The sequence below is a fragment of the Streptomyces sp. NPDC004658 genome, from assembly GCF_040609555.1.
In the GTDB taxonomy this organism is placed as follows: Bacteria; Actinomycetota; Actinomycetes; order Streptomycetales; family Streptomycetaceae; genus Streptomyces.
Genome location: NZ_JBEXKG010000125.1, coordinates 1 through 22,729, shown reverse-complemented (window position 1 = coordinate 22,729; position 22,729 = coordinate 1). Strand labels below are relative to the sequence as shown.

Genomic DNA, 22,729 nt, shown 5'->3' with positions numbered 1-22,729 from the left:
CGCTCTGCTCACGGCGGCGCCCGCGCCCGCCGCCACCGCCGGGGCCGCCGCCCTGCCCACGGGCTTCGCCACGGTCGTGAACGCCGCGAGCGGCAGATGTCTGGACGCCAAGGCCGCCGCCACCGCCAACGGCACCGCCGTGCAGCAGTACGCCTGCAACGGCACCACGGCCCAGCAGTGGAGCTTCACCGACGCCGGCGACGGCTACGTCCGCATCAACAACCGCAACGACACCAACCAGGTGGCCGACGTCGCCGACGTCTCCACCGCCGACAACGCGCCCGTGCACCTGTGGAGTTACGGCGGCGGCGCCAACCAGCAGTGGCTGCCCGTGGACGACGGCGGCGGCGCCTTCCACTTCGTCAACCGCAACAGCGGCAAGTGCCTGGACGACCCCGGCGCCTCGCTCGCCGACAGCGTGCAGTTCGTGCAGTACACCTGCAACGGAACCGCCGCCCAGCGCTTCCAGGTGGTCCCCGTGACCCAGTCGACGAGCAACCCCGACCTCGGCCCCAACGTCGTCGTCTTCGACCCGTCGATGTCCTCCTCGACCATCCAGGGCAAGCTGGACACGATCTTCAAGCAGCAGGAGACCAACCAGTTCGGGTCCCAGCGCTACGCCGTCCTCTTCAAGCCCGGCGCCTACAACGCCGACGTCAACGTCGGCTTCTACACCCAGGTGCTCGGCCTCGGCCTGACCCCGGACGCGGTCACGGTCAACGGCGCGGTGCACGCCGAGGCCGACTGGTTCCAGGGCAACGCCACCCAGAACTTCTGGCGCGGCGCCGAGAACCTGTCCGTCAACCCCACCGGCGGCGGCGACCGCTGGGCGGTGTCGCAGGCGGCGGCCTACCGCCGGATGCACCTGCGCGGCAACCTCGCCCTGGACGACGGCGGCTGGTCCTCCGGCGGCTACCTCGCCGACAGCAAGGTCGACGGGCAGGTCAACTCCGGTTCGCAGCAGCAGTGGCTGACCCGCAACTCCCAGCTCGGCAGCTGGACGGGGTCCAACTGGAACATGGTGTTCGTCGGCAGCCAGGGCGTCCCGGCCACCAGTTTCCCGAACCCGCCGTACACCACCGTCGCGCAGAGCCCGGTCACCCGGGAGAAGCCGTTCCTGTACGTCGACGGCTCCGGGAACTACCAGGTGTTCGTGCCGTCCGTGCGGACCGACTCCACCGCGACCAGCTGGGCGGGCGGCACTCCGGCCGGCAGCTCGCTGCCGCTGAGCCAGTTCTACGTCGTCAAGCCCGGCGCCACCGCCGCACAGATCAACGCGGCCCTGGCGGCCGGCCAGAACCTGCTGGTCACCCCCGGCGTCTACCACCTCGACCAGACCCTGAAGGTGACCCGCCCGGACACGGTCGTCCTCGGCCTCGGCCTCGCCACCTTCGTCCCGGACAACGGCATCACCGCGCTGTCCGTCGCCGACGTCGACGGCGTGAAGATCGCGGGCCTGCTCTTCGACGCCGGCACCACCAGCTCGAAGACCCTGGTCGAGGTCGGGCCGGCCGGCTCCACCGCCTCCCACGCCGCCGACCCGACCTCCCTGCACGACGTGTACTTCCGCGTCGGCGGCGCCGGCGTCGGCAAGGCCGCCACCAGCCTCGTCGTCAACAGCGACAACGTCATCGGCGACCACATGTGGATCTGGCGCGCCGACCACGGCAGCGGCGTCGGCTGGACCAGCAACACCGCCGACACCGGCCTGGTCGTCAACGGTGACGACGTGACCATGTACGGGCTGTTCGTGGAGCACTTCCAGAAGTACCAGACCGTCTGGAACGGCAACGGCGGCCGTACCTACTTCTTCCAGAACGAGATGCCGTACGACCCGCCGAACCAGGCCGCCTGGATGAACGGCTCCACGCAGGGCTACGCCGCCTACAAGGTCGCCGACTCGGTCACCAGCCACCAGGCGTACGGCCTCGGCAGCTACTGCTACTTCAACGTCAACCCGAGCGTGACGGCCGCCCGCGCCATCGAGGCGCCGAACAACCCGAACGTCCGCTTCACCAGCATGGTGACCGTCTCCCTCGGCGGCACCGGCACCATCAGTCACGTCGTCAACAACACCGGAGGACCGTCCAACGCGACGACCAACGTCGCGAACCTCGTCCGCTACCCGTGAGCGAACGGGATGACCTTCCGGACGTGTGAGCCCGGGGCGACCTGGATACGCGGTCTGCACGGCTCCACCGTCCGTCCGGAAGGTCATCCCCCGCCATGACCAGCGCATCCCACCACTCCGAGGTCACCCTCCGGGTCAACGGCAAACCCCACACCCTGCGCGTCGACCACCGGCGCGTGCTGCTGGACCTGCTGCGCGAGGACCTGGACCTCACCGGCTCCAAGAAGGGCTGCGACCACGGCCAGTGCGGTGCCTGCACCGTGCTGGTCGACGGGCGCCGCCTCAACAGCTGTCTGCTGCTCGCCGTCACCCTCGACGGCAGCGAGGTCACCACCGTCGAGGGCCTGGGCGGCGACCGCGAGGAGCCGCACCCGCTCCAGCGGGCCTTCCTGGACCGCGACGCCTTCCAATGCGGCTACTGCACCCCCGGCCAGCTCTGCTCGGCGGTGGGCATGCTCGCCGAGGCCGCGGCCGGTCACCCCTCCCACGTCACCGACCCGGCGGCCCCCACCGAGGGACCCGTACCGCTGGACCGGCCCGAGATCCGCGAACGGATGAGCGGCAACCTGTGCCGCTGCGGCGCCTATCCCCGCATCGTCGAGGCGATCGAGGACGTGATCTGAGTGAACGGCTTCGGATACCTCAGGCCCGGCAGCGTCCAGGAGGCCGTCGAGGCCTACGCCGCCCAGCCCGGCGCCCGCTACCTGGCCGGCGGCACCAACCTGGTCGACCTGCTGAAACTCGGCGTGGAGCGGCCCGCCCTGCTCATCGACATCGGCCGGCTGCCGCTGGACCGCGTCCAGGAGCTGCCCGACGGCTCCCTGCGGGTCGGCGCCACCGTCCGCAACAGCGACCTCGCCGCCGACCCGCGCGTCCGCGCGCGCTGGCCCGCCCTGTCCCAAGCCCTCCTCTCCGGCGCCTCCGCACAGCTGCGCAACGCCGCCACCACCGGCGGCAACCTCCTCCAGCGCACCCGCTGCCCCTACTTCCAGGACCTGGACAAACCCTGCAACAAACGGCTGCCGGGCAGCGGCTGCGGCGCCCGCGACGGCGTCCACCGCGACCACGCCGTCCTCGGCCACTCCCCGCACTGCATCGCCACCCACCCCTCCGACATGGCCGTCGCCCTCGCCGCCCTCGACGCCCAGGTCGAGCTGTACGGCACCGACGGCACCCGGCGCCTGCCGGTGGCCGACTTCCACCGGCTGCCCGGCGAGCACCCCGAGCGGGACACCTGGATCCGCCCCGGCGAACTGATCACCGGCGTGCTGCTCCCGGCCGCCACCGCCGGTGCCCCGTCCGCCTATCGCAAGGCCCGCGACCGCGCGTCGTACGCCTTCGCGCTCGCCTCCGTGGCCGTCCTGCTGCGGGTCGCGGACGGCGTCGTCGACCAGGTGGGCGTCGCCTTCGGCGGGCTCGCCCACCGGCCCTGGCGGGCCCGGCACACCGAGCTGGCCCTGCTGGGCGCCCCCGCCACGCCCGCCGCCTTCGAAGGGGCCGTGGCCCTCGAACTCGCGCACGCCGAGCCGCTGCGGGACAACGCCTACAAGGTGTCCCTGGCCCGCAACCTCGCCCTGGACGTCCTGAACCGTCTCGCCCCGGCCCGGGCAGTGGCCTGAGCCGTCACAGCAGAGCAGGAGGACCCCATGACCGGCACGACCGGTACCGCCCTGGGCGCCCCCGCCGAGCGCCGCGAAGGGCGCCAGAAGGTCGCCGGCGCGGCCCGCTACGCCGCCGAGTACACCCTGCCCGGCCGCGCCCACGCCTGGCCGGTGCCCGCCGCGGTCGCCCGGGGCCGGGTCACCGCCGTCGACACCTCCGCGGCCCTCGCCCTGCCCGGTGTCCTCGCCGTCCTCACCCCCTTCGACGCCCCCCGGCTCGCCGAGCCCGAGGACGGCACGCTCGCCGTGCTCCAGAGCCCGGACGTGCCGCACCGGGGCTGGTGCGTGGCCCTGGCCGTCGCCGAGACCCTGGAGGCGGCCCGCGCCGCCGCCCGCGCGGTCCGGGTCACCTACGCCGGCGCACCCCACGACACCGGCCCCGTCGAGGGCCACCCGGGCGTCTACGAACCCCAGGACGCGGGCGGCCAGCCCGGCCGGGTCGAGCACGGCGCCCCCGAGGCCGCCTTCGCCGCGGCCGAGGTCCGCGTCGACGTCACCTACCGGGTGCCGCCGCTGCACAACCACCCGATGGAGCCGCACGCCAGCACGGCGCACTGGGACGGCGACCGGCTCACCGCGTACACCTCCAGCCAGGGTGGTACGACCGTGCGGTCCGTGCTGGCGCAGCTGTTCCGGCTGCCCGAGGAACGGATCACCGTCGTCACCGAGCACGTCGGCGGCGGGTTCGGCTCCAAGGGGACCCCGCGCCCGGACGTCGTCCTCGCCGCGCTGGCCGCCCGGCACACCGGCCGGCCCGTCACCGTGGCCTACCCCCGCCGGTACCTGCCCACCACGGTCGGCCACCGCGCCCCCACCGTGCAGCGGCTGCGGCTCGGCGCGGACCCGGACGGCCGGCTCACCGCCGTGCTGCACGACGTCACCACCCACACCTCCCGCGTGAAGGAGTTCGTGGAGTACGCCGCGGTGGTCTCCCGCGTCATGTACGCCACCCCCCACCTGCACAGCGTGCACCACGTCGTGCCGCTGGACGTGCCCAGCCCGTCCTGGATGCGGGCTCCCGGCGAGTCACCCGGCATGTACGCCCTGGAGTCCGCCATGGACGAACTCGCCGACGCGCTCGGCCTGGACCCGGTGGAGCTGCGCGTGCGCAACGAACCGGCGCAAGAACCGGGCAGCGGCAAGCCGTTCAGCAGCCGGCACCTCGTGGAGTGCCTGCGCGAGGGCGCCCGCCGCTTCGGCTGGGCCGGCCGCGACCCGCGCCCCGGCGTCCGCCGCGAGGGCCCGCTGCTGATCGGCACCGGCGTGGCCGCCGCCACCTACCCCGTGCAGGTCGCCCCGTCCACCGCCACCGCCGAGGCCCGCCCCGACGGCACCTTCGTCGTCCGGGTCAACGCGGCCGACATCGGCACCGGAGCCCGTACCGTCCTCGCCCAGATCGCCGCCGACGCCCTCGGCGTCCCGCTGGAGCGGGTGCGCACCGAGATCGGCCACACCGATCTGCCGCCGGCCCCGCTGGCCGGGGGCTCCATGGGCACCGCCTCCTGGGGCTGGGCCGTGCACGAGGCGTGCACCCGGCTCGCCGCCCATCCCGAGGAGGGGCCGACGGTCCGCGCCGACACCACCGGGACCGCCGACGCCGAAAGCCCCTACGCCCGGCACGCGTTCGGCGCGCACTTCGCCGAGGTCGCCGTCGACACCGTCACCGGCGAGATCCGGGTGCGCCGGCTGCTCGGCGTCTTCGCCGCCGGGCGGATCCTCAACGCCCGCACCGCGCGCTCCCAGTTCACCGGCGCCATGGTCATGGGCCTCGGCATGGCCCTCACCGAGCACAGCACCCTGGACCCGGCGTTCGGCGACTTCCCCGAGGCCGACCTCGCCTCCTACCACGTGCCCGTCCACGCCGACGTCCCCGCCATCGAGGCCGACTGGATCGACGAACACGACACCCACCTCAACCCCATGGGCAGCAAGGGCATCGGCGAGATCGGCATCGTCGGCACCGCCGCCGCCCTGGGCAACGCCGTCCACCACGCCACCGGCATCCGATTCCGCACCCTCCCCCTCACCCCCGACCGGATCCTCGCCGGCCTGCTGTCCGAGGGGTGACGGTGACGGGGCCCGTGTGGGAGCACCCCTGGGAGTACCCGTGGGAGCACGTCTGGGAGTACGACGGCTACCGGCCCGCGGAGGAACGCCTGCGGGAGTCGCTGTGCACCCTCGGCAACGGCTACTTCGCCACCCGGGGGGCGCTGCCCGAGTGCACCGCGGACGACGTGCACTACCCGGGCACCTACGCGGCCGGCTGCTACAACCGGCTCACCTCCGAGGTCGCCGGGCGCCGGGTCGAGAACGAGGACATGGTCAACCTGCCCAACTGGCTGCCGCTGCGCTTCCGGCCCGCCGGAACGGACTGGCTCGCCCCGGACACCGTGCCCGTCACCGAGCACCACCAGGTGCTCCACCTGGACCCCGGCCTGCTGGAACGCCGTACCCGCTACCCGGTCGGCCCCGACGCCACCCTCCTCGTCCGGCAGGTCCGGCTGGTCCACCTCGCCGACCCCCATCTCGCCGCGCTGCGCACCGAGTTCACCGCCGAGGGCCGCACCGTCGAGCTGGACGTCGAGGCCGCGCTCGACGGGCGCGTCACCAACGCCGGCGTCGCCCGCTACCGGGACCTGGACGGCCGGCACCTCAGCCACATCGAGGTCGGCACCAGCGCGCCCGGCACGGTCTGGCTGCGCTGCCGCACCCGGACCTCCGGCATCGGCTTCGGACTGGCCGCGCGGCTGACCGCGGGCGTGCCGGTCACGCACGCCAACGAGGCCCACCGCGCCGTCCAGCTGCTCCGGTTGTCCCTGCCGCCCGGCCGGACCGCGACCGTCGACAAGACCGTCGCCCTGCACACCTCCCGCGACCCGGCCATCAGCGACCCGCTGCGCGCCGCCGCGGACCGGGCCGGTGCCGCCCCCGGCTTCGACGAACTGCGCGAGACGCACCGCGCCGCCTGGGAGCAGCTGTGGCGGCGCACCGCGCTCGACGTGCCCGGCGAGGCGGGCAGCATCCTGCGCCTGCACCTGTTCCACGTGCTCCAGACCCTCTCGCCGCACACCGCCGACCTAGACGTCGGCGTTCCCGCCCGCGGCCTGCACGGCGAGGCCTACCGGGGCCATGTCTTCTGGGACGAGCTGTTCGTCCTGCCCTACCTCAACCTCCACCTCCCCGAGGTCTCCCGCGCACTGCTCCGCTACCGCCACCGCCGCCTGGACGCCGCCTGTCACGCGGCCCGCGACATCGGCCGGTGCGGCGCGCTCTACCCGTGGCAGAGCGGCAGCGACGGCCGCGAGGAGACCCAGCAGCTGCACCTCAACCCGCGCTCCGGCCGCTGGCTGCCGGACCACTCCCGGCTCCAGCACCACGTCGGCTCGGCCGTGGCCTACAACGTCTGGCAGTACTGCGAGGCGACCGGCGACACCGAGTTCCTGCACGGCGAGGGCGCCGAGGTGTTCCTCCAGATCGCCCGCTTCTGGGGGCAGTCGGCGACCTGGGACGACCACCTCGGCCGGTACCGCATCCGGGGCGTGGTCGGCCCCGACGAGTACCACGACGCCTACCCCGGCGCGGCCCTGCCCGGCCTGGACGACAACGCCTACACCAACGTCACCGCCGCCTGGGTGCTCACCCGCGCCCTGGAACTGCTGCACGGCCTGCCCGAGCCGCGCCGCCGCGAACTCACCGAGCTGACCGGGCTCGGCGAGGACGAACCCGCCCGCTGGACGGAGGTCTCCCGCCGCCTGCACGTCCCCTTCCACGACGGGGTGATCAGCCAGTTCGACGGCTACGGCGACCTCGCCGAACTGGACTGGGCCGGCTACCGGGGGCGGTACGGCGACATCCGGCGCCTAGACCGGATCCTGGAGGCGGAGGGCGACACCGTCAACCGCTACAAGGCCTCCAAACAGGCCGACGTACTGATGCTCGGCTATCTCTTCTCCCCCTCCGAACTCCGCTCCCTCCTCCAGCAGTTGGGTTATCACCTGGACGAGCACACCTGGCTCGCGACCGTGGACCACTATCTGCACCGCACCAGTCACGGCTCCACCCTCAGCGGCCTGGTCCACGGCTGGATACTGGCCCGGGCCCGCCGCTCCGACGCCTGGAGCTTCGTCCAGGAGGCGCTGCGCGGCGACATCGCCGACCTCCAGGGCGGCACCACCGGCGAGGGGGTCCACCTCGGCGCGATGGCCGGCACGCTCGACCTCGTCCAGCGCGGACTGACCGGCCTGGAGACCCGCGGCGGCGGCCTGTGCCTCGACCCCGTCCCGCTGCCCGAGCTGTCCTCCTACGGCTTCGGCATCCGCTACCGCGGCCACTGGGGCGTCCGGCTGCGCCTGCGCAGCGGCCTGCTGGAGATCGCCGTACCGGACTCCGACCGCTCACCGATCGACATCCGCCTGCGCGACCGCGTGGTACCGGTGGGCCCGGGGGAGACGGCCCGCCTGGTGCTGCCGGACTGACCCCCGGCCGTGTGCGGGCAGGCCGCGGTGGCCGGGTACCGCTCACGGCGCACACGCCCGGCGCGTGCGGTCCCGGTGTGGCATCAGGCGTCCGCCACCCGGTACCGGTGCACCGGCGGCAGGCCCGGCAGCAGTCCCGGCCACACCGCGTCCAGGACGTGCGCGCTCGGTGTGAACAGCGGCCGGGTGAGGCCGGGGAGGTCGGCGGGTTCGTGCCACTCCCAGCGGCGGACCAGCCGTGGCTCGGTGACGGCCGGCTCGCCGGTGAACGCCGTGACCCGGACGGCGGCCGTCACCCGGGGCATGCCGTCCACGGAGTCCATCAGGACCGCCCGCACCCGCGCGGCGGCGGGATCGGCCTTCAGGGACGTCTCCTCCTCCAGCTCCCGCACGGCCGCCGCGGCGAAGTCCTCGCCCGGCTCGTTCTTGCCGCCCGGCAGCTCCCAGACCCCCCGCACCGACCAGCCCAGCAGCACCCGCCCCGCCGCGTCCGTGACGACGACACCGGCCCCGGTCAGCGCGTGCGGAGCGGGCCGCCCCTTGCCGGCGCAGACCAGTTGGGGGGCAGCGGGGCCGCGCAGCACGAGCAGGGCCAGGCCGTCGGCGTCGTACCGCCCCGCGGACTCCCAGCCCGCGCACAGCAGCCCGATCTCCTCCTCGTCCAGGGCCACGCCCCGCTCCCGCTCCGGCACGGCGCCCACCACCGGGGTGATCACGCAGAGCGCGCCGCCGGGACGCAGCCGCTCCCGCAGCCGGCCCAGCACCCGGGTGCGGTCGCGGACGAACGCCCAGCCGAGCCTGACCGTGATCAAGTCTTAGGTGTTGTGGGGGAGTTGGTCCAGGCTGTCGCGTTCGACGTCCAGCCGCCGGTACGTCACCCCGGTCGCGCCGGCGCTCCGGGCCTCGGCGAGCGCGACGGCGGACCGGTCCACGGCGTCCACCCGGTACCCGGACGCGGCCAGATGGCGGGCGAGTTCGCCGAGCCCGCAGCCGACGTCCAGGCAGCGCCCGCCCGCCGGTGCCGGCAGGTGCTCGGCGAGCAGCCGGCGCTCGGCGGGGCCCAGGGGCCGGAACCGGCCGCCGCGCGCGTAGTGCGCGTCCCACTCCTCGGGCTTCAGCTGTGCCACCGGGCCTCCTCATGACGGTCGATACGCGGACAAGGGGATCATGACCTGGTCACGGCCGGGACACACCGCCGTCCGCGATCTCGACGGCACACTCCGGCGGGACCACCATGGATGAGCGGTCGAGGACGAGAGGAGCCGCCGCACATGAGGGTGACCGACGCGCCCTTGCGCGTCCTGGCCGTGGACGACGAGGAACCCGCGCTGGAAGAACTGGTCTACCTGCTGGGGGAGGACCCGCGGGTCGGCACCGCCGTGCCCGCCCTGGAGGCCACCGAGGCGCTGCGCCGGCTGAGCCGGGCCATGGCGGCGGGCCCGGACGGTACGGAGGGCTTCGACGTCGTCTTCCTCGACATCGACATGCCGGGCCTCAGCGGCCTCGAACTCGCCCGGCTGCTGGGCGGGTTCGCCGCCCCGCCGCTCGTCGTCTTCGTCACCGCCCACGAGGACTTCGCCGTGCGCGCCTTCGACCTCAAGGCGGTGGACTACCTGCTCAAGCCGCTCCGCAAGGAGCGCTTCGCCGAGGCGGTACGGCGGGTCGCCGAGCTGGTCCGGGCCGGACAGGGCCCCCGCCCGGCCGCCCCGGCGCCGCCCGCACCCGCGGCACCCGCCCTCGGCGACCAGGTGCCCGTGGAACTGGGCGGGGTCACCCGGTTCGTGCCCCTCGCCGACATCACCCATGTCGAGGCGCAGGGCGACTACGCGCGGCTGCACACCGGCCAGGGCAGCCACTTGGTGCGGATACCGCTGTCCACCCTGGAGGAGCAGTGGCGCTCGCGCGGCTTCGTCCGCATCCACCGCAGCCGGCTCGTCGCCCTCGGCCGGATCGAGGAACTCCGCCTGGACGGCGGCAACGTGAGCGTCCGGATCGGTGACCGGGTACTCGCCGTCAGCCGCCGCAACGCCCGTGAGCTGCGCGACCTGCTGGCGGGCCGCGCGACGGGCCGGATGCGCTGAAGACCGCCTGGAGGCGCCGTCGCCCGTCCCGGCCGCCGCGCGTGTTAGGTTCGCCGGATGAGTGCCCAACACGGCTCGTTCACCCTGGACTTGGACTTCACGGTGCCCCGGTCCGAGGTCTTCCGCGGCTTCTCCGACCCGTCCCTGCGGCGGCGCTGGTTCCGCCTCCCCGGCGGCTCCGCCACCGCCCGGCACGAACTGGACTTCCGGGTCGGCGCCGGCGAGACCGCCCGCAACGTCTTCGTCTCCGGGGACACCGAGGAACACCTCGCCTACCGCTCCCGGTTCCTGGACATCGTGCCGGACACCCGGATCGTCCACGTCTACGAGGCCGAGGTCGACGGCAGCCGCCGCTGGATCTCCCTCGTCACCGTCGAACTCGCCGACGAGCCCGCCGGCTCCCGGCTGACGTGGACCGAGCAGTACACCTGGCTCGTGCCGACCGGGGACGGCACCCAGGACGTCGCCCACCTGCGCGGCGGCACGCGCCTTCTGCTCAACGGCCTGTCGACGGTCGTGAACCCCGACCGCCACCACGGCCTGCGCGTCCCGTCCTGACACCCCGGTGCCGGGGTCATGCGACCGGTGCCACCACCACGTCCCGCCGGGCGATCCCCGGGTCCGTGAACTCCAGCACCCGCCCGGCCTCGGCGGTCAACTGCCGCACGGCCCGGGCGGGCAGGCGCTCGAACGGGGTGAGAGTGAGGGTGACCGCCGTCCTGCGCCGGGTCGTCGCCCAGGTGCCGGCGACGAACCCGTCCCACAGGAAGGACGCCGGCACCCGCAGGTTCCTGGTGATCAGCCGGGGCCGGTACTCGGTGCGCACGATCCGGCTCCGGTCCTTGTGGGCGAGGACCAGGCTGTCGAACTCCGGCAGCAGGCGGACCGGCGCCGGCGTGTCCGGGTCGGGGCGCGGCGCGTCGGGGAGGTCGTACACCACCTGGCCGTCCTCGGTGGTGAACGCGCGCAGCTGTGGCGCGAGCCGCTCGAACACCTCCGCCGCCTTCAGCCAGCTGAACTCGCGCAGGTCGGCGGGGCCGGCCGGGCCGTACGCGGCCAGGTAGCGGCGGACGAAGTCCTCCGCCGAGCTCGTCGCGGCCGGCTCGGAGCCGAGCCAGGACCCGGCCATGGTCACCTCGCTGGAGGCGGGGAACGCCCACCGGTCCGCCGTCGGCACCATGACCAACGGCAGGTTCATGCGCACCCCGTACCCGAGCGCCCGGGCATCGGCGTCGGGGAACGCGCGCTGCATCCGCTCCCGGATCGCCGCGAAGTCCAGCGGCCCGGCGGCCAGGACACCCCGGGCCACGGCCACCAGACGCTCCTGGTCGATCTCCGGGCCGGGGATCCGCCGGGTGACGCCGGCCGCCGCGGCCACCAGGGAGGGCTCCACCAGCGCGCGGAAGGCCAGGTAGTCGCGGGCGCTGAGCAGGTGCAGGGTGGCCCGGACGTAAGTGGCCCGTACCACCTCGCGCTTGTCCAGGGCCGCGCGCAGATCGTCGGCGCGGAACCCGGCCAGCCGGTTCCACAGGGCGAGGAACGGCGAACCCGGCTGCTGGGCCTGCAGGGCGAGCAGGCGTTCCACGGCGTCGGCCACGGACGTGTGCGCCCGCTCCAGCAGCAACTGCCGGGCCAGGGTGGCCCGGTTCAGTGCGCGACGGCTCAGGACGTCGGTCATGTCGCTCCTCGGATCGGGTGACGCTCACAGCGGCAAGCTAGGGCACGGGGGCCTCACCGCGGGAGCCCGCTGCCGGTGACGGTGCGTGCCCGGGCGGCTGCCCTGCGGCGGACCGGCTCCGCAGCCGACCGCGGCCCCGGTCCGGGCGCCACCGGCGCGGATGCCGTCCGGCGGGACGAGTGACAGACTGAAGCCTCGGAGCCGGAGGCCCGCGGCAGCCGGCTCGGGGCCTGCCCGTGCGCCTGCCGGATGGGAACCGTCCATGACTTCTGCGACCTCCTCAGCGCTGTACGGAGGCGTCGGCCTGCTCGACCACATGCGCACCGTGCTCCCCACGGCCCGCGACCGGGGTCTCCGCGTCTGCGCGTCGAGCCGGCGGAAGCCCCGGGCGGATGCACGTACGGCAACCGGGCGGAGAGGGCGGTGACACGCTGTGAGCGTGACCGGAGAAGGAGCCGGCGGAACGCGCGGGGCACTGGCCGGGCAGACGGTCGTGGTGGTGGGAGGCAGCGGCGGCATCGGCCTGGAGACCGCGCGCCAGGTGCGTGCGGCCGGCGGCGAGCTGGTGCTCGTCGCGCGCGACGCCGAACGCCTGCGGCGGGCGGCGGACGAACTGGGCCCGCGGCACACGGCCGCGTTCGACGCCCAGGACACCGCCCGTCTGGAGGGGTTTCTCGGCGAGTTGCCCGGTCAGGTCGACCATGTGATGGTCACGGCGGGCAGCCCGTCGTACACCCCCCTCGACGACCTCGACCTGACCGACGCCGGCCGTGCCTTCGGCGGGCGCATCGCGATGCTGCTCGCGGTGGCGCGGGCGAGCCGGGAGAAGGTCACGGCAGGGGGGACGCTGCTGTTCATCGGCGGCACCGGTGGGCGCCGGCCCGCCCCCGGAATGGCCGTGACGGGCGCCCTCACCGCCGCGCTGCCCGCGCTGACCGCCAACCTGGCACTGGAGGTCGCCCCGGTCCGGGTCAACCTGATCGCGGCCGGGTTCGTGGACACCCCGCTGTCGGCCTCCCTCCTCGGTGACCGACTGGAGGCCCGGCGCGAGGAACTGAGGCGGACCCTGCCCATCCGACGGGTGGTCGGACCGGCGGACGTCGCCGCCCTCGCGCTGCACATCATGACCAACGGCGCGCTCACCGGAGCGACGTACGACATCGACGGCGGCCAGCAACTCGTGACCCACTGAGCACCGAGACGGGAAACGCAAGCCATGGACATGAAACTGGAGATCGTCGTCGTGCCGGTGGCCGACGTGGACCGCGCCAAGGACTTCTACACCGGGCTCGGCTGGAGGCTCGACGGGGACTTCGCCCCCGAGGACGACTTCCGGGTGGTGCAGGTGACCCCTCCGGGTTCCCCGGCGTCGGTCATCTTCGGCCGATCGGTCACCGACCGGCCCCCCGGCTCGGCCCAGGGCCTGTACCTGGTCGTCGACGACATCGAGGCCGCCCATGAGGAGCTGACGCGGCACGGCGCCGACCCGAGCGAGGTGTTCCACGACGCCGGCGGGATCTTCCACCACGCCGGCACCGAGGCCCGGGTGCCCGGCCCCGATCCGAAACGCGGCAGCTACGGCTCCTACCTGACCTTCAGCGACCCGGACGGCAACGGCTGGTTCCTCCAGGAGGTGACCACCCGGCTGCCGGGGCGGCTGGACCCCGCGACCACCTCGTTCTCCTCGGCCGACGACCTGGCGAGCGCCCTGCGGCGGGCCGCCGCGGCACATGGCGAGCACGAGGCGCGCACCGGGGCGGACGACCCGGACTGGCCGGACTGGTACGCGCGCTACCTGGTCAGCGAGCAGGCCGGAACGGAACCGCCCTCCTGAATCCGGCCGCCGGTGGACCCGGAGTCCTGGAACGCGTACGTCCCTCACCCCGGCCCTGGCAGGATGCACGGTGACATCAGCGTGGGGAGGCGGCGACTTCGATGGACCCGAGTTCGATCACTGTCCTCGTGACCCTCGCGGGCGGACCGGCCGACGGCCGGACCGGGCATCTGCCGCTGCCCGAGGCGACGGGCGAGGTCACCGTCGACGGACCTATCGGTGCGACCCGGGCCCGCCTCTGGAGGTGCGGGACACACCACAGGGGCCGGCCCAGGTGATACGGCCTGCCTCCCTCTGAGCGGTGAGCCGCCCGAGGCATCCGTCAGCCCAGGTAGAAGTCCTTGCGAGCCGCCACGAACTCCTCGATCGTCCGGGCGGGGGCGCCGGTCAGACGCTCGACGTCGCCGGAGGCCCGGTCGTAGCGGTTCTGCTGGTGCAGTCGGCACATGGTGACGATGTGCTGCTCGACGTGCGGCGGCAGGCCGATCGCGGAGAGCACCTCCTCGCGCCACCGGTCGAGCGGCACGTCCACGTACGACACCGGCCGGCCCAGCGCCTTGGAGAAGGCCTCGGCCATCTCCGTCATGTCGACCGTGCGCGGCCCGGTCAGCTCGTAGACGTGTCCCACGTGCGGCAGGGGGTCGCGCAGCACGGTCGCGACCGTGCGGGCGACGTCGTCCACGGCGATCGGCGACGTGCGTCCCGCCCCGAACGGCAGCACGATCGTGCCGTTCTCGCGGATGGTCCGCGCCGGCAGCGTGGTGAACAGCGGGTTGTCCAGGAACGACGTCGGCCGGATGTGTACGACGGGCAGGCCGGACCAGTTCAGCACCTGCTCGGCCAGCCAGTGCAGCCGCTGCTGGTGGGACTCGGCCGTGCTGGTGGCGGTCATCTGCGACACCGTCATCTGCGACAGGCCGACGAGAGCGCCCAGTTTGCCGTACTCCCGCGCGACGCTCGCCACGACGGTCGCCGCGAGGAGGTGGTCGGGCGACACCGGCATGGCGAAGTACAGGGTGTCCACGCCCTCCAGGGCGGCGGCGACGGTCTCCGGGCGCGTGAGGTCACCGAGGACGGTGTCCGCGCCGAGGGCGCGCAGGTGCGCGGCACGGTCGTCGTCCCGGCGCACCATGACGCGCACGGGGACGTCCTGGGCCCGCAGTCGCGCGACGGCGTTGCGGCCCACGTCGCCCGCTCCTGTGATCAGGACGAGATTGCTTCCGGTCATCAGCTGGGCACCTTCTGTGTGGGGGGCGGACACCGCGTGCACGCGGCCATTAGGAGCATATGCTCCTAATGGGGTAAGTACAATGGCCGGCCGCGCGGCACCGGCCCCTTGCGGGCGCCCTTCGAGCGTACGCCCGTGCCGAGGGGGCGTCGCGGCCGGACGGCGGGAGGCCGGGCGGGGCCGGACCGGACGCCCGCGCGGTTAGGTGCATATACTCGTACGTGGATTCCGGTATCCGGAGGAGATCATGACTCGCCCCGAGACAGACACCGTCGAGCTGTGCAACAACCTGGCCCTGCGCAAGGCGTCCCGATACCTCGGCGCCACCTATGACAAGGCGCTTGCCCCGACGGGTCTGCGAGCGACGCAGTTCAGCATCCTGCAGAAGCTGAGCACCCAAGAGAAGATCACCATCTCCAGCCTCGCCGAGATGATCGCCATGGACCGCACCACCCTGGCCACCAATCTCAAACCTCTCGCGCGCGAGGGCCTGGTCACGGTCGAACCCTCGCCGACGGACCGCCGGGCCCGCATCGTCACCCTCACCGAGGACGGCCTCGCCCGGATGAAGGCCGCCCTCCCGTACTGGCGCACCGTGCAGTCCCAGTTCGAGGACAGCTTCGGGCGCGAGGAGGCGGCCCGGCTCCGTGCCACGCTCGAAGGCGTCCTCGGCACCGGATTCCAACCCTGGGCCGAGTGACGGAGGGGCACCCAGCCGGCCCCGGGTGCCGCGCCGGAGGGCGGGGGACCGGCACGCCGGTGTAGACGACCGGTCGTACACTTGCCTCATGGGACGTAGCAGTGATGCGAAGGAGAAGATCCTGGCCGCCGCGCAGTCGCTCATCGAGCTGCGCGGCTACTCGGCGCTGGGTGTGGCCGAGATCTGCAAGGCCGCCGGGGTGCCGAAGGGCAGCTTCTACTACTTCTTCGAGTCCAAGGAGGCTCTTGCCCTGGCCGTCCTCGACCAGCACTGGGAGACCCAGCGCGGTGACTGGGCCCGGGTCCTCCGGGCAGACGGTGAGCCGTTGTCGCGGCTGCGCCGGCTGTTCGAGGAGACCGAGGCCGGCCTGCGCGCCGGTCAGCAGAGCTGCGGAACCGTCTCCGGATGCATGTTCGGCAACCTCACCCTGGAGCTGAGCAACCAGACGGAGCCCATCCGCGAACGCCTGCAGCAGATCTTCGAGGCCCAGGTCGAGATGGTCGAGAAGGTCGTCGTCGAAGCGCAGGAGCGCGGTGAGGCGAGCGTCGGCAGCGCCCGGGAGGCCGCCCGGTCGATCGTCGCCCAGCTGGAGGGCCAGGTGCTGTTCGCCAAGCTCTACAACGACACCCGGCACCTCGACGCCCTGTGGGAGAACTGCCTGTCGCTGCTTTCCGCCCGCCGGACGGACACGGCGGCCGTCAGCCCCTGACGCGCCCCGGCCCAGCGGGCGCGCCCGCAACCGGCCGGCACGAACGCGCCGCACGCTCCCGCGAGTTGCGGCTCGATCGGTGCGTGTTACCCTGCCCGCGGTCACGGTCGATGGGCACGGGGGAGACACGGTGGGCTCGCAGGGCGACCAGGTCAAGGCACCCGCACGCGTTGCCGAGCTTCCGGTGTACGACCCCTGGGGCTCGACCGCGTGAGTCAGCGAGGACGACTGCGTCAACGGCCACACTTCCGCGGTAGCAGGGGCGGTTGCGGTGCCGCGATCGCGATGGCCGCGCTGCTCGCCCTCTCCACGGGCTGCGGCTCGGGCGCCGACGAACCGGCCGGCCGCCCCACGAGCCACCCGGTGAACGACACCAGCATCACTGCCGAGCCGGGCGAGCGCTTCACGCTCACCGTCGACCAGAACGCCTCCACCCGCGAGTACTGGTACCTGGTCGACCCCGAGCCCGACCGCTCGGTGCTGGTCGGCCGGGGTCAGCAGCACGCGCCGGACTCCGGCGGCGAGCCGGTGGACGGTGCCGGCGGCCGGCTCACCTTCACCTTCGAGGCCAAGGGCAAGGGGACCACCCGGTTCACGCTGCTGCACTGCACGTTCACCACCTGCCAGGGCAACACCTCCACCCGGCCGCCCGAGACGACCGGACCCTCCGCCACCCCGAGCACGGGGACGGCCACCCCCACCCGGGCCCCCGAGCGCATCACCTACACCGTCACCGTCGACTGAGCGGCCCTGGCCGACACCGTGCGCGCCGGCGGGCCGGTCCGCGCCCCCGAGCTGCCGAGCCCCTGTCCGGCCGGACGGCGGCCGTCCTGGTGGGCGAGGTCGCGCCACCGACATCAGGGGCCTCGCTGCGAGTGGAGCGGTGGAGCCACCGGTCCCTGCTCCTGGCGCCCCCGGCCGCGCAGGCCGGTTCACCGAAGCCCGCGGCGTCCCAGCCGGTCGCGCAGACGGTCCCACGGGCCCCAGACGGCGGAGGTGAGCCTGGTGAGGGCCGGCGAGTCGGGGGCGTCAGGGCGGGGCCGGGTGGGTCCGACGGCTCGCGTGCGGCGGGTGTCGGCCCCCGCCTCGCGCAGGGCGGCTGCGGGGCCCATGGCCTGAAGGCGGGGGAACAACCGCTGTTCCAGCCCCACCACGTGCTCGGTGACGCCCGAGACGAGGCCCAGCAGGAGGTGCACGTACTCTTCGCTGCGTGCCGGGACGGTCTCGAGGGACTTCAGTGTCCGCTGGATGTCCTCGTCGACGGCGAGCAGCTCGTTCACCCCCTTGTCGCCGTCCACGACGTAACGGTGCACGAGCGGGTACAGACTCTCCTTCTCCGCCACCAGATGGCTCACCAGGCGGCCGCTGACCTGTTCCACGAGTGACGTGCGCTCGTCACTGCCGGGTGGTGCGGACCGCACCCGGTCGAGAAGGCCCTGGATCGCGCGGTGGTCCGCCGCGAGCTGTTCGATGATGCCGCCGTCACTCCCCACTCGAGCTCCCTGAAAGGCGAGGCACCGGTGATCACCGGCAGGTGCCGCTCCTGAATGCCCGCACCGCCGCCGTTTCATTCCGGCCACGCGGGCGGGGCTGGTTGAGGAATGCGGCCTTCGGGTATCCGAGCGCCCGTCGCGCGAGCCGTCGGGCCGTGCGGCGCACACGAGGGCCGGGCGGAAGAGGAGTGGTCGGGCGTGCTACTACGGCGGCGCAGGGAGAGGATGAGGGCGTGGGCACGGCAGACGGGGTTCCGGGCGTACGTCGCGACCGACCGGCGCTCGCCCGTGTCGGAACTGGCCGCCCGGCTGCTGCGCAAGGCCTTCCCCGATCACTGGTCGTTCCTGCTGGGGGAGATCGCGCTCTACAGCTTCGTCGTCCTCGTGCTGACGGGGACCTACCTGACGCTCTACTTCGATCCCAGTGTCGCCAGGGTGCCGTACCACGGCTCCTATGAGCCCTTGCAGGGGCTGCTCGTCTCGAAGGCGTACGAGTCGACCCTCCACATCAGCTTCGACGTGCGCGGCGGTCTGCTGATCCGTCAGATGCACCACTGGTCGGCGCTCGTCTTCGTGGCCGCCATCGGAGTCCACATGCTGAGGGTCTTCTTCACCGGTGCCTTCCGCAGGCCCCGGGAGCTGAACTGGATCATCGGCGTGACGCTGTTCCTGCTGTCCTTGCTGGAGGGTTTCTGCGGCTACTCGCTGCCGGACGACCTGCTGTCCGGTACGGGTCTGCGCACCGCCAACTCCATCGTCCTGTCGATCCCGGTCGTCGGCACCTATCTGAGCTTCCTCCTGTGGGGCGGCTCCTTCCCCGGGACCGCGATGAACCGGCGCCTGTACATCGTCCACGTGCTCTTCGTCCCCGGCGCGTTGCTCGCTCTGATCACCGTGCACCTGATCCTGGTGGTGTACCTGAAGCACACGCAGTGGGCCGGACGCGGCAAGACCAACCGCAACGTCGTCGGTCAGCCGATGTTCCCCTCGTTCGCCGTCAGGTCGGCCGGGCTGTCGCTGATGGTCGCCGGCGTCACCGCCCTCATGGGCGGGCTCGCCCAGATCAACCCTGTCTGGCTCTTCGGTCCCTACGTGCCCGACCAGGTCTCCACCGATGCCCAGCCCGACTGGTACGTCGGATTCCTCGAAGGAGCCCTCCGGCTGATGCCCGGCGTCGAATGGAACGTCGCCGGGCACACCTTCATGTGGAACGTCCTGCTGCCCGCTGTCGTGCTGCCGGCCCTGCTGTTCCTGGTGCTCTACCTGTACCCCTTCTTCGAGCGCTGGGTGACCGGTGACCTGGTGGAGCACCATCTGTGCGACCGGCCGCGTGACCGGCCCACCCGGACCGGACTCGGTGTCGGGGCCATCGCCTGGTACGCGGTACTGCTCATGGCCGGGGGCAACGACGTGATGACCGTCTGGTTCGGCGTCTCCGTCAACGTGCTGACCTGGATCTTCCGGGTCGCCCTGTTCGTTCTGCCGGTCCTCTCCTTCCTGGTGACCAAGCGTGTCTGCCTGGCCCTGCAACGGCACGACCGGCAACTGCTGGAAGAGGGCGAGGAGACCGGTGAGGTGTATCAGGACCTGGCGGGCGGGATCAGCGAGCAGCATGCACCGCTGGGCGCGGAGCAGCGCTACAAGCTGCTGGTGCGCGACATCCCGCGACCGATGGAACACCCGGGGCGGCGGGCGCCGTTGCTGAGCAGGCTCCGGGCTTCCTTGAACTCCTGGTACTACGGCGACCGGGTCGACATGCCGGCCACCGCGGAGGAACGCCTCCAGGTCAGCTCGCGCATCGCCGATCCGGTGGCGGGCGGCGTCGGGGAAGAGCGGGAGACGGGCTGAGCCTCCGCGGGTGCCGGGTGCCGGGTGCCGGGTGCCGGGTGCCGGGTGCCGGGTGCCGGGTGCCCGGGGGACGGCACGGCGGCGACAGGAAGCCTCGCCGCCCGCCTCACTCGCTCTCGCGTCCGCCGTACTGGAAGACGAGGCCGAAGACACCGAGCCCCAGGACACCGAGACCCATCAGGATCAGCCAGTCCCCGTACACGATCCCGTTGGCCACCAGCGTGGCGCCGGCGGCGGTCACCACCGGGTGCCGGCTGTGCGGGGGGAAGAAGTCGATGCGGCCACTGCGCTCCTGGATCTCCGCGTCGGAACGGTCCTCGGGACGGGAGCCCTTGCGCCGGTGGTTGACCATCGAGAAGAAGGCGATCACCGACGCCATGAGGAAGGAGACGCTGAGAGCCGCGATACCCGCGGGCTCCCGCGCGAACCAGATGTAGGCGACGTCGGTGACCAGGAAGAAGACGGCCACGCCCGCGAAGAGGTACGCCTCGGACTTCATTCGCTCTGTTTCCCTTCGGGGTCGGGGGTCGCCTCGACGGCTCCGCGTGCCTGCTGGGGCAGTTGCTCCTTGAACTCCGGGTGGTGCAGGTCGAAGGCCGGTGAGTCGGACCGGACCCGCGGCAGGGCGGTGAAGTTGTGCCGGGGCGGGGGACATGAGGTGGCCCATTCGAGTGACCGGCCGTACCCCCAGGGATCGTCCATGTCCACCTTCGGGGCGTACCGGGCGGTCTTCCAGACGTTGTAGAGGAACGGAAGGGTGGAGAACCCGAGCAGGAAGGCACCGATCGACGAAATGGTGTTCAGGGCGGTGAAGCCGTCGGCGGCCAGGTAGTCGGCATAGCGCCGCGGCATCCCGCTCTCGCCCAGCCAGTGCTGGACGAGGAACGTGGTCTGGAAGCCCACGAACAGGGTCCAGAAGTGGATCTTTCCGAGGCGTTCGTCGAGCATGCGGCCCGTCAGTTTGGGCCACCAGAAGTAGAAGCCGCCGAACATGGCGAAGACGATCGTTCCGAACAGGACGTAGTGCAGGTGGGCGACGATGAAATAGGTGTCGGTCAGGTGGAAGTCCAGGGCGGGTGAGGCGATGAGGACACCGCTGAGTCCCCCGAGAAGGAAGGTGACGAGGAAACCGAGCGCCCACAGCATGGGTGTCTCGAAGGAGAGACTGCCGGACCACATCGTCCCGATCCAGTTGAAGAACTTCACGCCGGTCGGCACGGCGATGAGGAAGGACATGAAGGAGAAGAACGGCAGGAGAACCGCACCCGTGGCGAACATGTGGTGGGCCCATACGCTGGCCGACAACATGGTGATCGCGATGGTCGCGCCGACCATGCCGACGTAGCCGAACACCGGCTTGCGGCTGAACACCGGGATGATCTCCGTGACGACGCCGAAGAACGGCAGCGCCACGATGTACACCTCCGGATGGCCGAACCACCAGAACAGGTGCTGCCACAGCAGGGCCCCGCCGGTGGTCGAGTCGAAGATGTGCGCGCCGTACTGCCGGTCGGCCATCAGAGCCAGCAGGAGGGCCGTGAACGGAGGAAACGCGAGCAGGACGAGGATCGAGGTGAACAGCACGTTCCAGGTGAAGATCGGCATCCGGAACATCGTCATGCCCGGACAGCGCAGGCAGACGATCGTCGCGATGAAGTTGACGCCGCCCAGCGTGGTGCTCACACCGGAGAGCACGAGCCCCATCGCCCACACGTCACCGCCGTGGCCGGGACTGTGCACCGCGTCGTTCAGCGGGGAGTAGGCGAACCAGCCGAAGTCGGCGGGGCCGTTGCCGAGCAGGAATCCGGACAGAACCGTGAGGCCCCCGAAGAGGAACAGCCAGTAGGTCAGCGCGTTGAGCCGGGGGAACGCCACGTCGGGAGCCCCGATCTGCAGGGGCATGATGGCGTTCGCGAGGCCGGTGAAGGTCGGCGTCGCGAAGAGCAGCATCATGATCGTGCCGTGGATCGTGAACAGCTGGTTGTACTGCTGCGCGGAGACGATCTGGAGCCCCGGCCGGGCAAGTTCGGCACGCATCAGCATCGCCATCAGACCGGCGACGAGGAAGAAGCCGAACGACGTGACGAGGTAGAGATTCCCGATCTTCTTGTGGTCGGTGGTCGTCAGGTAGTCCCTGATCCTGTCACCCGTGTGCACGCGGGGGCCGCGGGAGGTGTCATCTTCCCGCCCCAGCCCCGGGTGCGTCTTCGACATGTGCGCCCTCCAGGCGGTGCGCCGGTGAGCCGGCATCCGTGACGAACCCGAGGGGGTTAGCCACCACGCCTCGTCGGCAAACATGTCCGCCTCACCGGCCGCGCCGTCGGCCGTTCGGCCCAAGGGGGCTGCTCAGCCGACACGGAGGCCGAGGACACGGAGGACACGGAGCGCCCCGACACCTTGGTTCAGGTCCGAGGTACCGGGGCAACCCCCGGGGCCGACGTACCGCGCCCCGGCTCAGGGCGGCAGCGCCGACGCGTCGTTGAGGCGCACGGCGCACTCCAGCAGGAGGGCGTGGACGAACGTCTGGGGCAGGTTGCCGCGCAGCTGGCGCTGACGTACGTCGTACTCCTCCGCGAACAGCCCCGACGGCCCGCAGGCCGCGCGCGTCCGTTCGAACCAGCGCAGCGCGCCGGTCCGGTCGCCGAGGTGGTCGGTGGCCAGCGCCATGGTGAACCCGCAGAGCAGGAACGCCCCCTCTGCCTCGCCCAGGGGGATGCCGGGGCGGCGGAAGCGGTAGAGGTAGCCGTCCTCGGCCAGTTCGTCCTCGATGAAGCGGCGGGTGGCCGCGCTGCTCGGGTCGTCGGCGGACGGGCAGCCCCGGGCAAGCGGCGTGAGCAGCGCGGCCTCCGGCCCCTCGTCGTCGGCGGCCCGGCGCCAGCGGCCGCCGGCGT

Annotated in this window: 21 protein-coding genes; 13 read left to right on the top strand and 8 right to left on the bottom strand. The window is 72.5% G+C overall.

Features of this window, described 5'->3' with window-relative positions:
* The first annotated feature begins 4 nt into the window (after nt 1-4).
* The 5 genes from ABZV94_RS30890 to ABZV94_RS30870 all read left to right on the top strand — a co-directional run bounded on the left by ABZV94_RS30890 (nt 5) and on the right by ABZV94_RS30870 (nt 8,267).
* Nucleotides 5-2,131 carry an RICIN domain-containing protein gene (locus ABZV94_RS30890; protein WP_356346191.1) on the top strand — a complete coding sequence of 709 codons (2,127 nt, stop codon included), beginning with the start codon at nt 5-7 and terminating at the stop codon, nt 2,129-2,131.
* Between the two features lie 95 nt (nt 2,132-2,226).
* Nucleotides 2,227-2,754 (top strand): 2Fe-2S iron-sulfur cluster-binding protein, encoded by a 528-nt coding sequence (locus tag ABZV94_RS30885; protein ID WP_030657264.1) that lies wholly within the window; start codon nt 2,227-2,229, stop codon nt 2,752-2,754.
* Complete coding sequence (locus ABZV94_RS30880; protein ID WP_356346188.1) at nt 2,755-3,750, top strand: xanthine dehydrogenase family protein subunit M; 996 nt, start codon at nt 2,755-2,757, stop codon at nt 3,748-3,750. It begins immediately after the preceding gene.
* 27 nt (nt 3,751-3,777) lie between these two features.
* Nucleotides 3,778-5,859, top strand: coding sequence for a xanthine dehydrogenase family protein molybdopterin-binding subunit (locus ABZV94_RS30875; RefSeq protein ID WP_356346186.1), 2,082 nt, complete (start codon nt 3,778-3,780; stop codon nt 5,857-5,859).
* Nucleotides 5,856-8,267 carry a glycosyl hydrolase family 65 protein gene (locus tag ABZV94_RS30870; protein ID WP_356346184.1) on the top strand — a complete coding sequence of 804 codons (2,412 nt, stop codon included), beginning with the start codon at nt 5,856-5,858 and terminating at the stop codon, nt 8,265-8,267. Before ABZV94_RS30875 ends, ABZV94_RS30870 begins: the two co-directional genes overlap by 4 nt.
* Before the next feature lie 83 nt (nt 8,268-8,350).
* On the opposite strand, the gene ABZV94_RS30865 is transcribed toward ABZV94_RS30870, so the two are convergent.
* Complete coding sequence (locus ABZV94_RS30865) at nt 8,351-9,079, bottom strand: NUDIX domain-containing protein (protein WP_356346182.1); 729 nt, start codon at nt 9,077-9,079, stop codon at nt 8,351-8,353.
* Between the two features lie 3 nt (nt 9,080-9,082).
* Nucleotides 9,083-9,394 (bottom strand): methyltransferase domain-containing protein, encoded by a 312-nt coding sequence (locus ABZV94_RS30860; RefSeq protein ID WP_356346180.1) that lies wholly within the window; start codon nt 9,392-9,394, stop codon nt 9,083-9,085.
* A 144-nt stretch (nt 9,395-9,538) separates the two neighbouring features.
* Here ABZV94_RS30860 and ABZV94_RS30855 point away from each other — a divergent pair, with 144 nt between their 5' ends.
* Together ABZV94_RS30855 and ABZV94_RS30850 are read left to right on the top strand one after the other, a co-directional pair.
* Nucleotides 9,539-10,348 carry a LytTR family DNA-binding domain-containing protein gene (locus ABZV94_RS30855; protein ID WP_356346177.1) on the top strand — a complete coding sequence of 270 codons (810 nt, stop codon included), beginning with the start codon at nt 9,539-9,541 and terminating at the stop codon, nt 10,346-10,348.
* Nucleotides 10,349-10,405: 57 nt separating this feature from the next.
* Nucleotides 10,406-10,906 carry an SRPBCC domain-containing protein gene (locus ABZV94_RS30850; RefSeq protein WP_356346174.1) on the top strand — a complete coding sequence of 167 codons (501 nt, stop codon included), beginning with the start codon at nt 10,406-10,408 and terminating at the stop codon, nt 10,904-10,906.
* A gap of 16 nt (nt 10,907-10,922) precedes the next feature.
* On the opposite strand, the gene ABZV94_RS30845 is transcribed toward ABZV94_RS30850, so the two are convergent.
* A complete protein-coding gene (locus tag ABZV94_RS30845; RefSeq protein ID WP_356346171.1) occupies nt 10,923-12,026 on the bottom strand; it encodes a winged helix DNA-binding domain-containing protein in 1,104 nt (367 codons plus the stop codon).
* A gap of 439 nt (nt 12,027-12,465) precedes the next feature.
* Here ABZV94_RS30845 and ABZV94_RS30840 point away from each other — a divergent pair, with 439 nt between their 5' ends.
* Nucleotides 12,466-13,218, top strand: coding sequence for an SDR family oxidoreductase (locus ABZV94_RS30840; protein ID WP_356346169.1), 753 nt, complete (start codon nt 12,466-12,468; stop codon nt 13,216-13,218).
* A 24-nt stretch (nt 13,219-13,242) separates the two neighbouring features.
* Nucleotides 13,243-13,860, top strand: coding sequence for a VOC family protein (locus tag ABZV94_RS30835; RefSeq protein ID WP_356346166.1), 618 nt, complete (start codon nt 13,243-13,245; stop codon nt 13,858-13,860).
* Nucleotides 13,861-14,182: 322 nt separating this feature from the next.
* Here ABZV94_RS30835 and ABZV94_RS30830 read toward each other — a convergent pair whose 3' ends face one another.
* Nucleotides 14,183-15,088 carry an NmrA family NAD(P)-binding protein gene (locus ABZV94_RS30830; protein ID WP_356346165.1) on the bottom strand — a complete coding sequence of 302 codons (906 nt, stop codon included), beginning with the start codon at nt 15,086-15,088 and terminating at the stop codon, nt 14,183-14,185.
* Between the two features lie 247 nt (nt 15,089-15,335).
* Between ABZV94_RS30830 and ABZV94_RS30825 the strand changes: the two genes are divergently transcribed.
* The 3 genes from ABZV94_RS30825 (at nt 15,336) to ABZV94_RS30815 (ending at nt 17,241) form a co-directional block, all read left to right on the top strand.
* Nucleotides 15,336-15,788 (top strand): MarR family winged helix-turn-helix transcriptional regulator, encoded by a 453-nt coding sequence (locus ABZV94_RS30825; protein ID WP_356346163.1) that lies wholly within the window; start codon nt 15,336-15,338, stop codon nt 15,786-15,788.
* Nucleotides 15,789-15,876: 88 nt separating this feature from the next.
* On the top strand, nt 15,877-16,497 hold the full coding sequence (locus ABZV94_RS30820; protein ID WP_356346161.1) for a TetR/AcrR family transcriptional regulator: 621 nt from the start codon (nt 15,877-15,879) through the stop codon (nt 16,495-16,497).
* A gap of 285 nt (nt 16,498-16,782) precedes the next feature.
* Complete coding sequence (locus ABZV94_RS30815) at nt 16,783-17,241, top strand: protease inhibitor I42 family protein (RefSeq protein WP_356346159.1); 459 nt, start codon at nt 16,783-16,785, stop codon at nt 17,239-17,241.
* Nucleotides 17,242-17,429: 188 nt separating this feature from the next.
* On the opposite strand, the gene ABZV94_RS30810 is transcribed toward ABZV94_RS30815, so the two are convergent.
* Entirely contained in the window at nt 17,430-17,990 is a 561-nt protein-coding gene (locus ABZV94_RS30810; RefSeq protein WP_356346156.1) for a hemerythrin domain-containing protein, read from the bottom strand.
* 225 nt (nt 17,991-18,215) lie between these two features.
* Here ABZV94_RS30810 and ABZV94_RS30805 point away from each other — a divergent pair, with 225 nt between their 5' ends.
* Nucleotides 18,216-19,838: a ubiquinol-cytochrome c reductase cytochrome b subunit gene (locus ABZV94_RS30805; protein ID WP_356346154.1), complete on the top strand. Its 1,623-nt coding sequence runs from the start codon at nt 18,216-18,218 to the stop codon at nt 19,836-19,838.
* Between the two features lie 106 nt (nt 19,839-19,944).
* Here the strand turns inward: ABZV94_RS30805 and ABZV94_RS30800 are convergent, their stop codons facing one another.
* From ABZV94_RS30800 to ABZV94_RS30790, 3 genes are all read right to left on the bottom strand, one after another.
* On the bottom strand, nt 19,945-20,337 hold the full coding sequence (locus tag ABZV94_RS30800; RefSeq protein WP_356346152.1) for a cytochrome c oxidase subunit 4: 393 nt from the start codon (nt 20,335-20,337) through the stop codon (nt 19,945-19,947).
* Complete coding sequence (gene ctaD, locus ABZV94_RS30795) at nt 20,334-22,052, bottom strand: cytochrome c oxidase subunit I (RefSeq protein WP_356346150.1); 1,719 nt, start codon at nt 22,050-22,052, stop codon at nt 20,334-20,336. The genes ABZV94_RS30800 and ctaD overlap by 4 nt, the downstream gene beginning before the upstream one ends.
* Before the next feature lie 240 nt (nt 22,053-22,292).
* A partial coding sequence (locus ABZV94_RS30790; protein ID WP_356346148.1) for a glycoside hydrolase family 15 protein occupies nt 22,293-22,729 on the bottom strand: 437 nt, incomplete at its 5' end.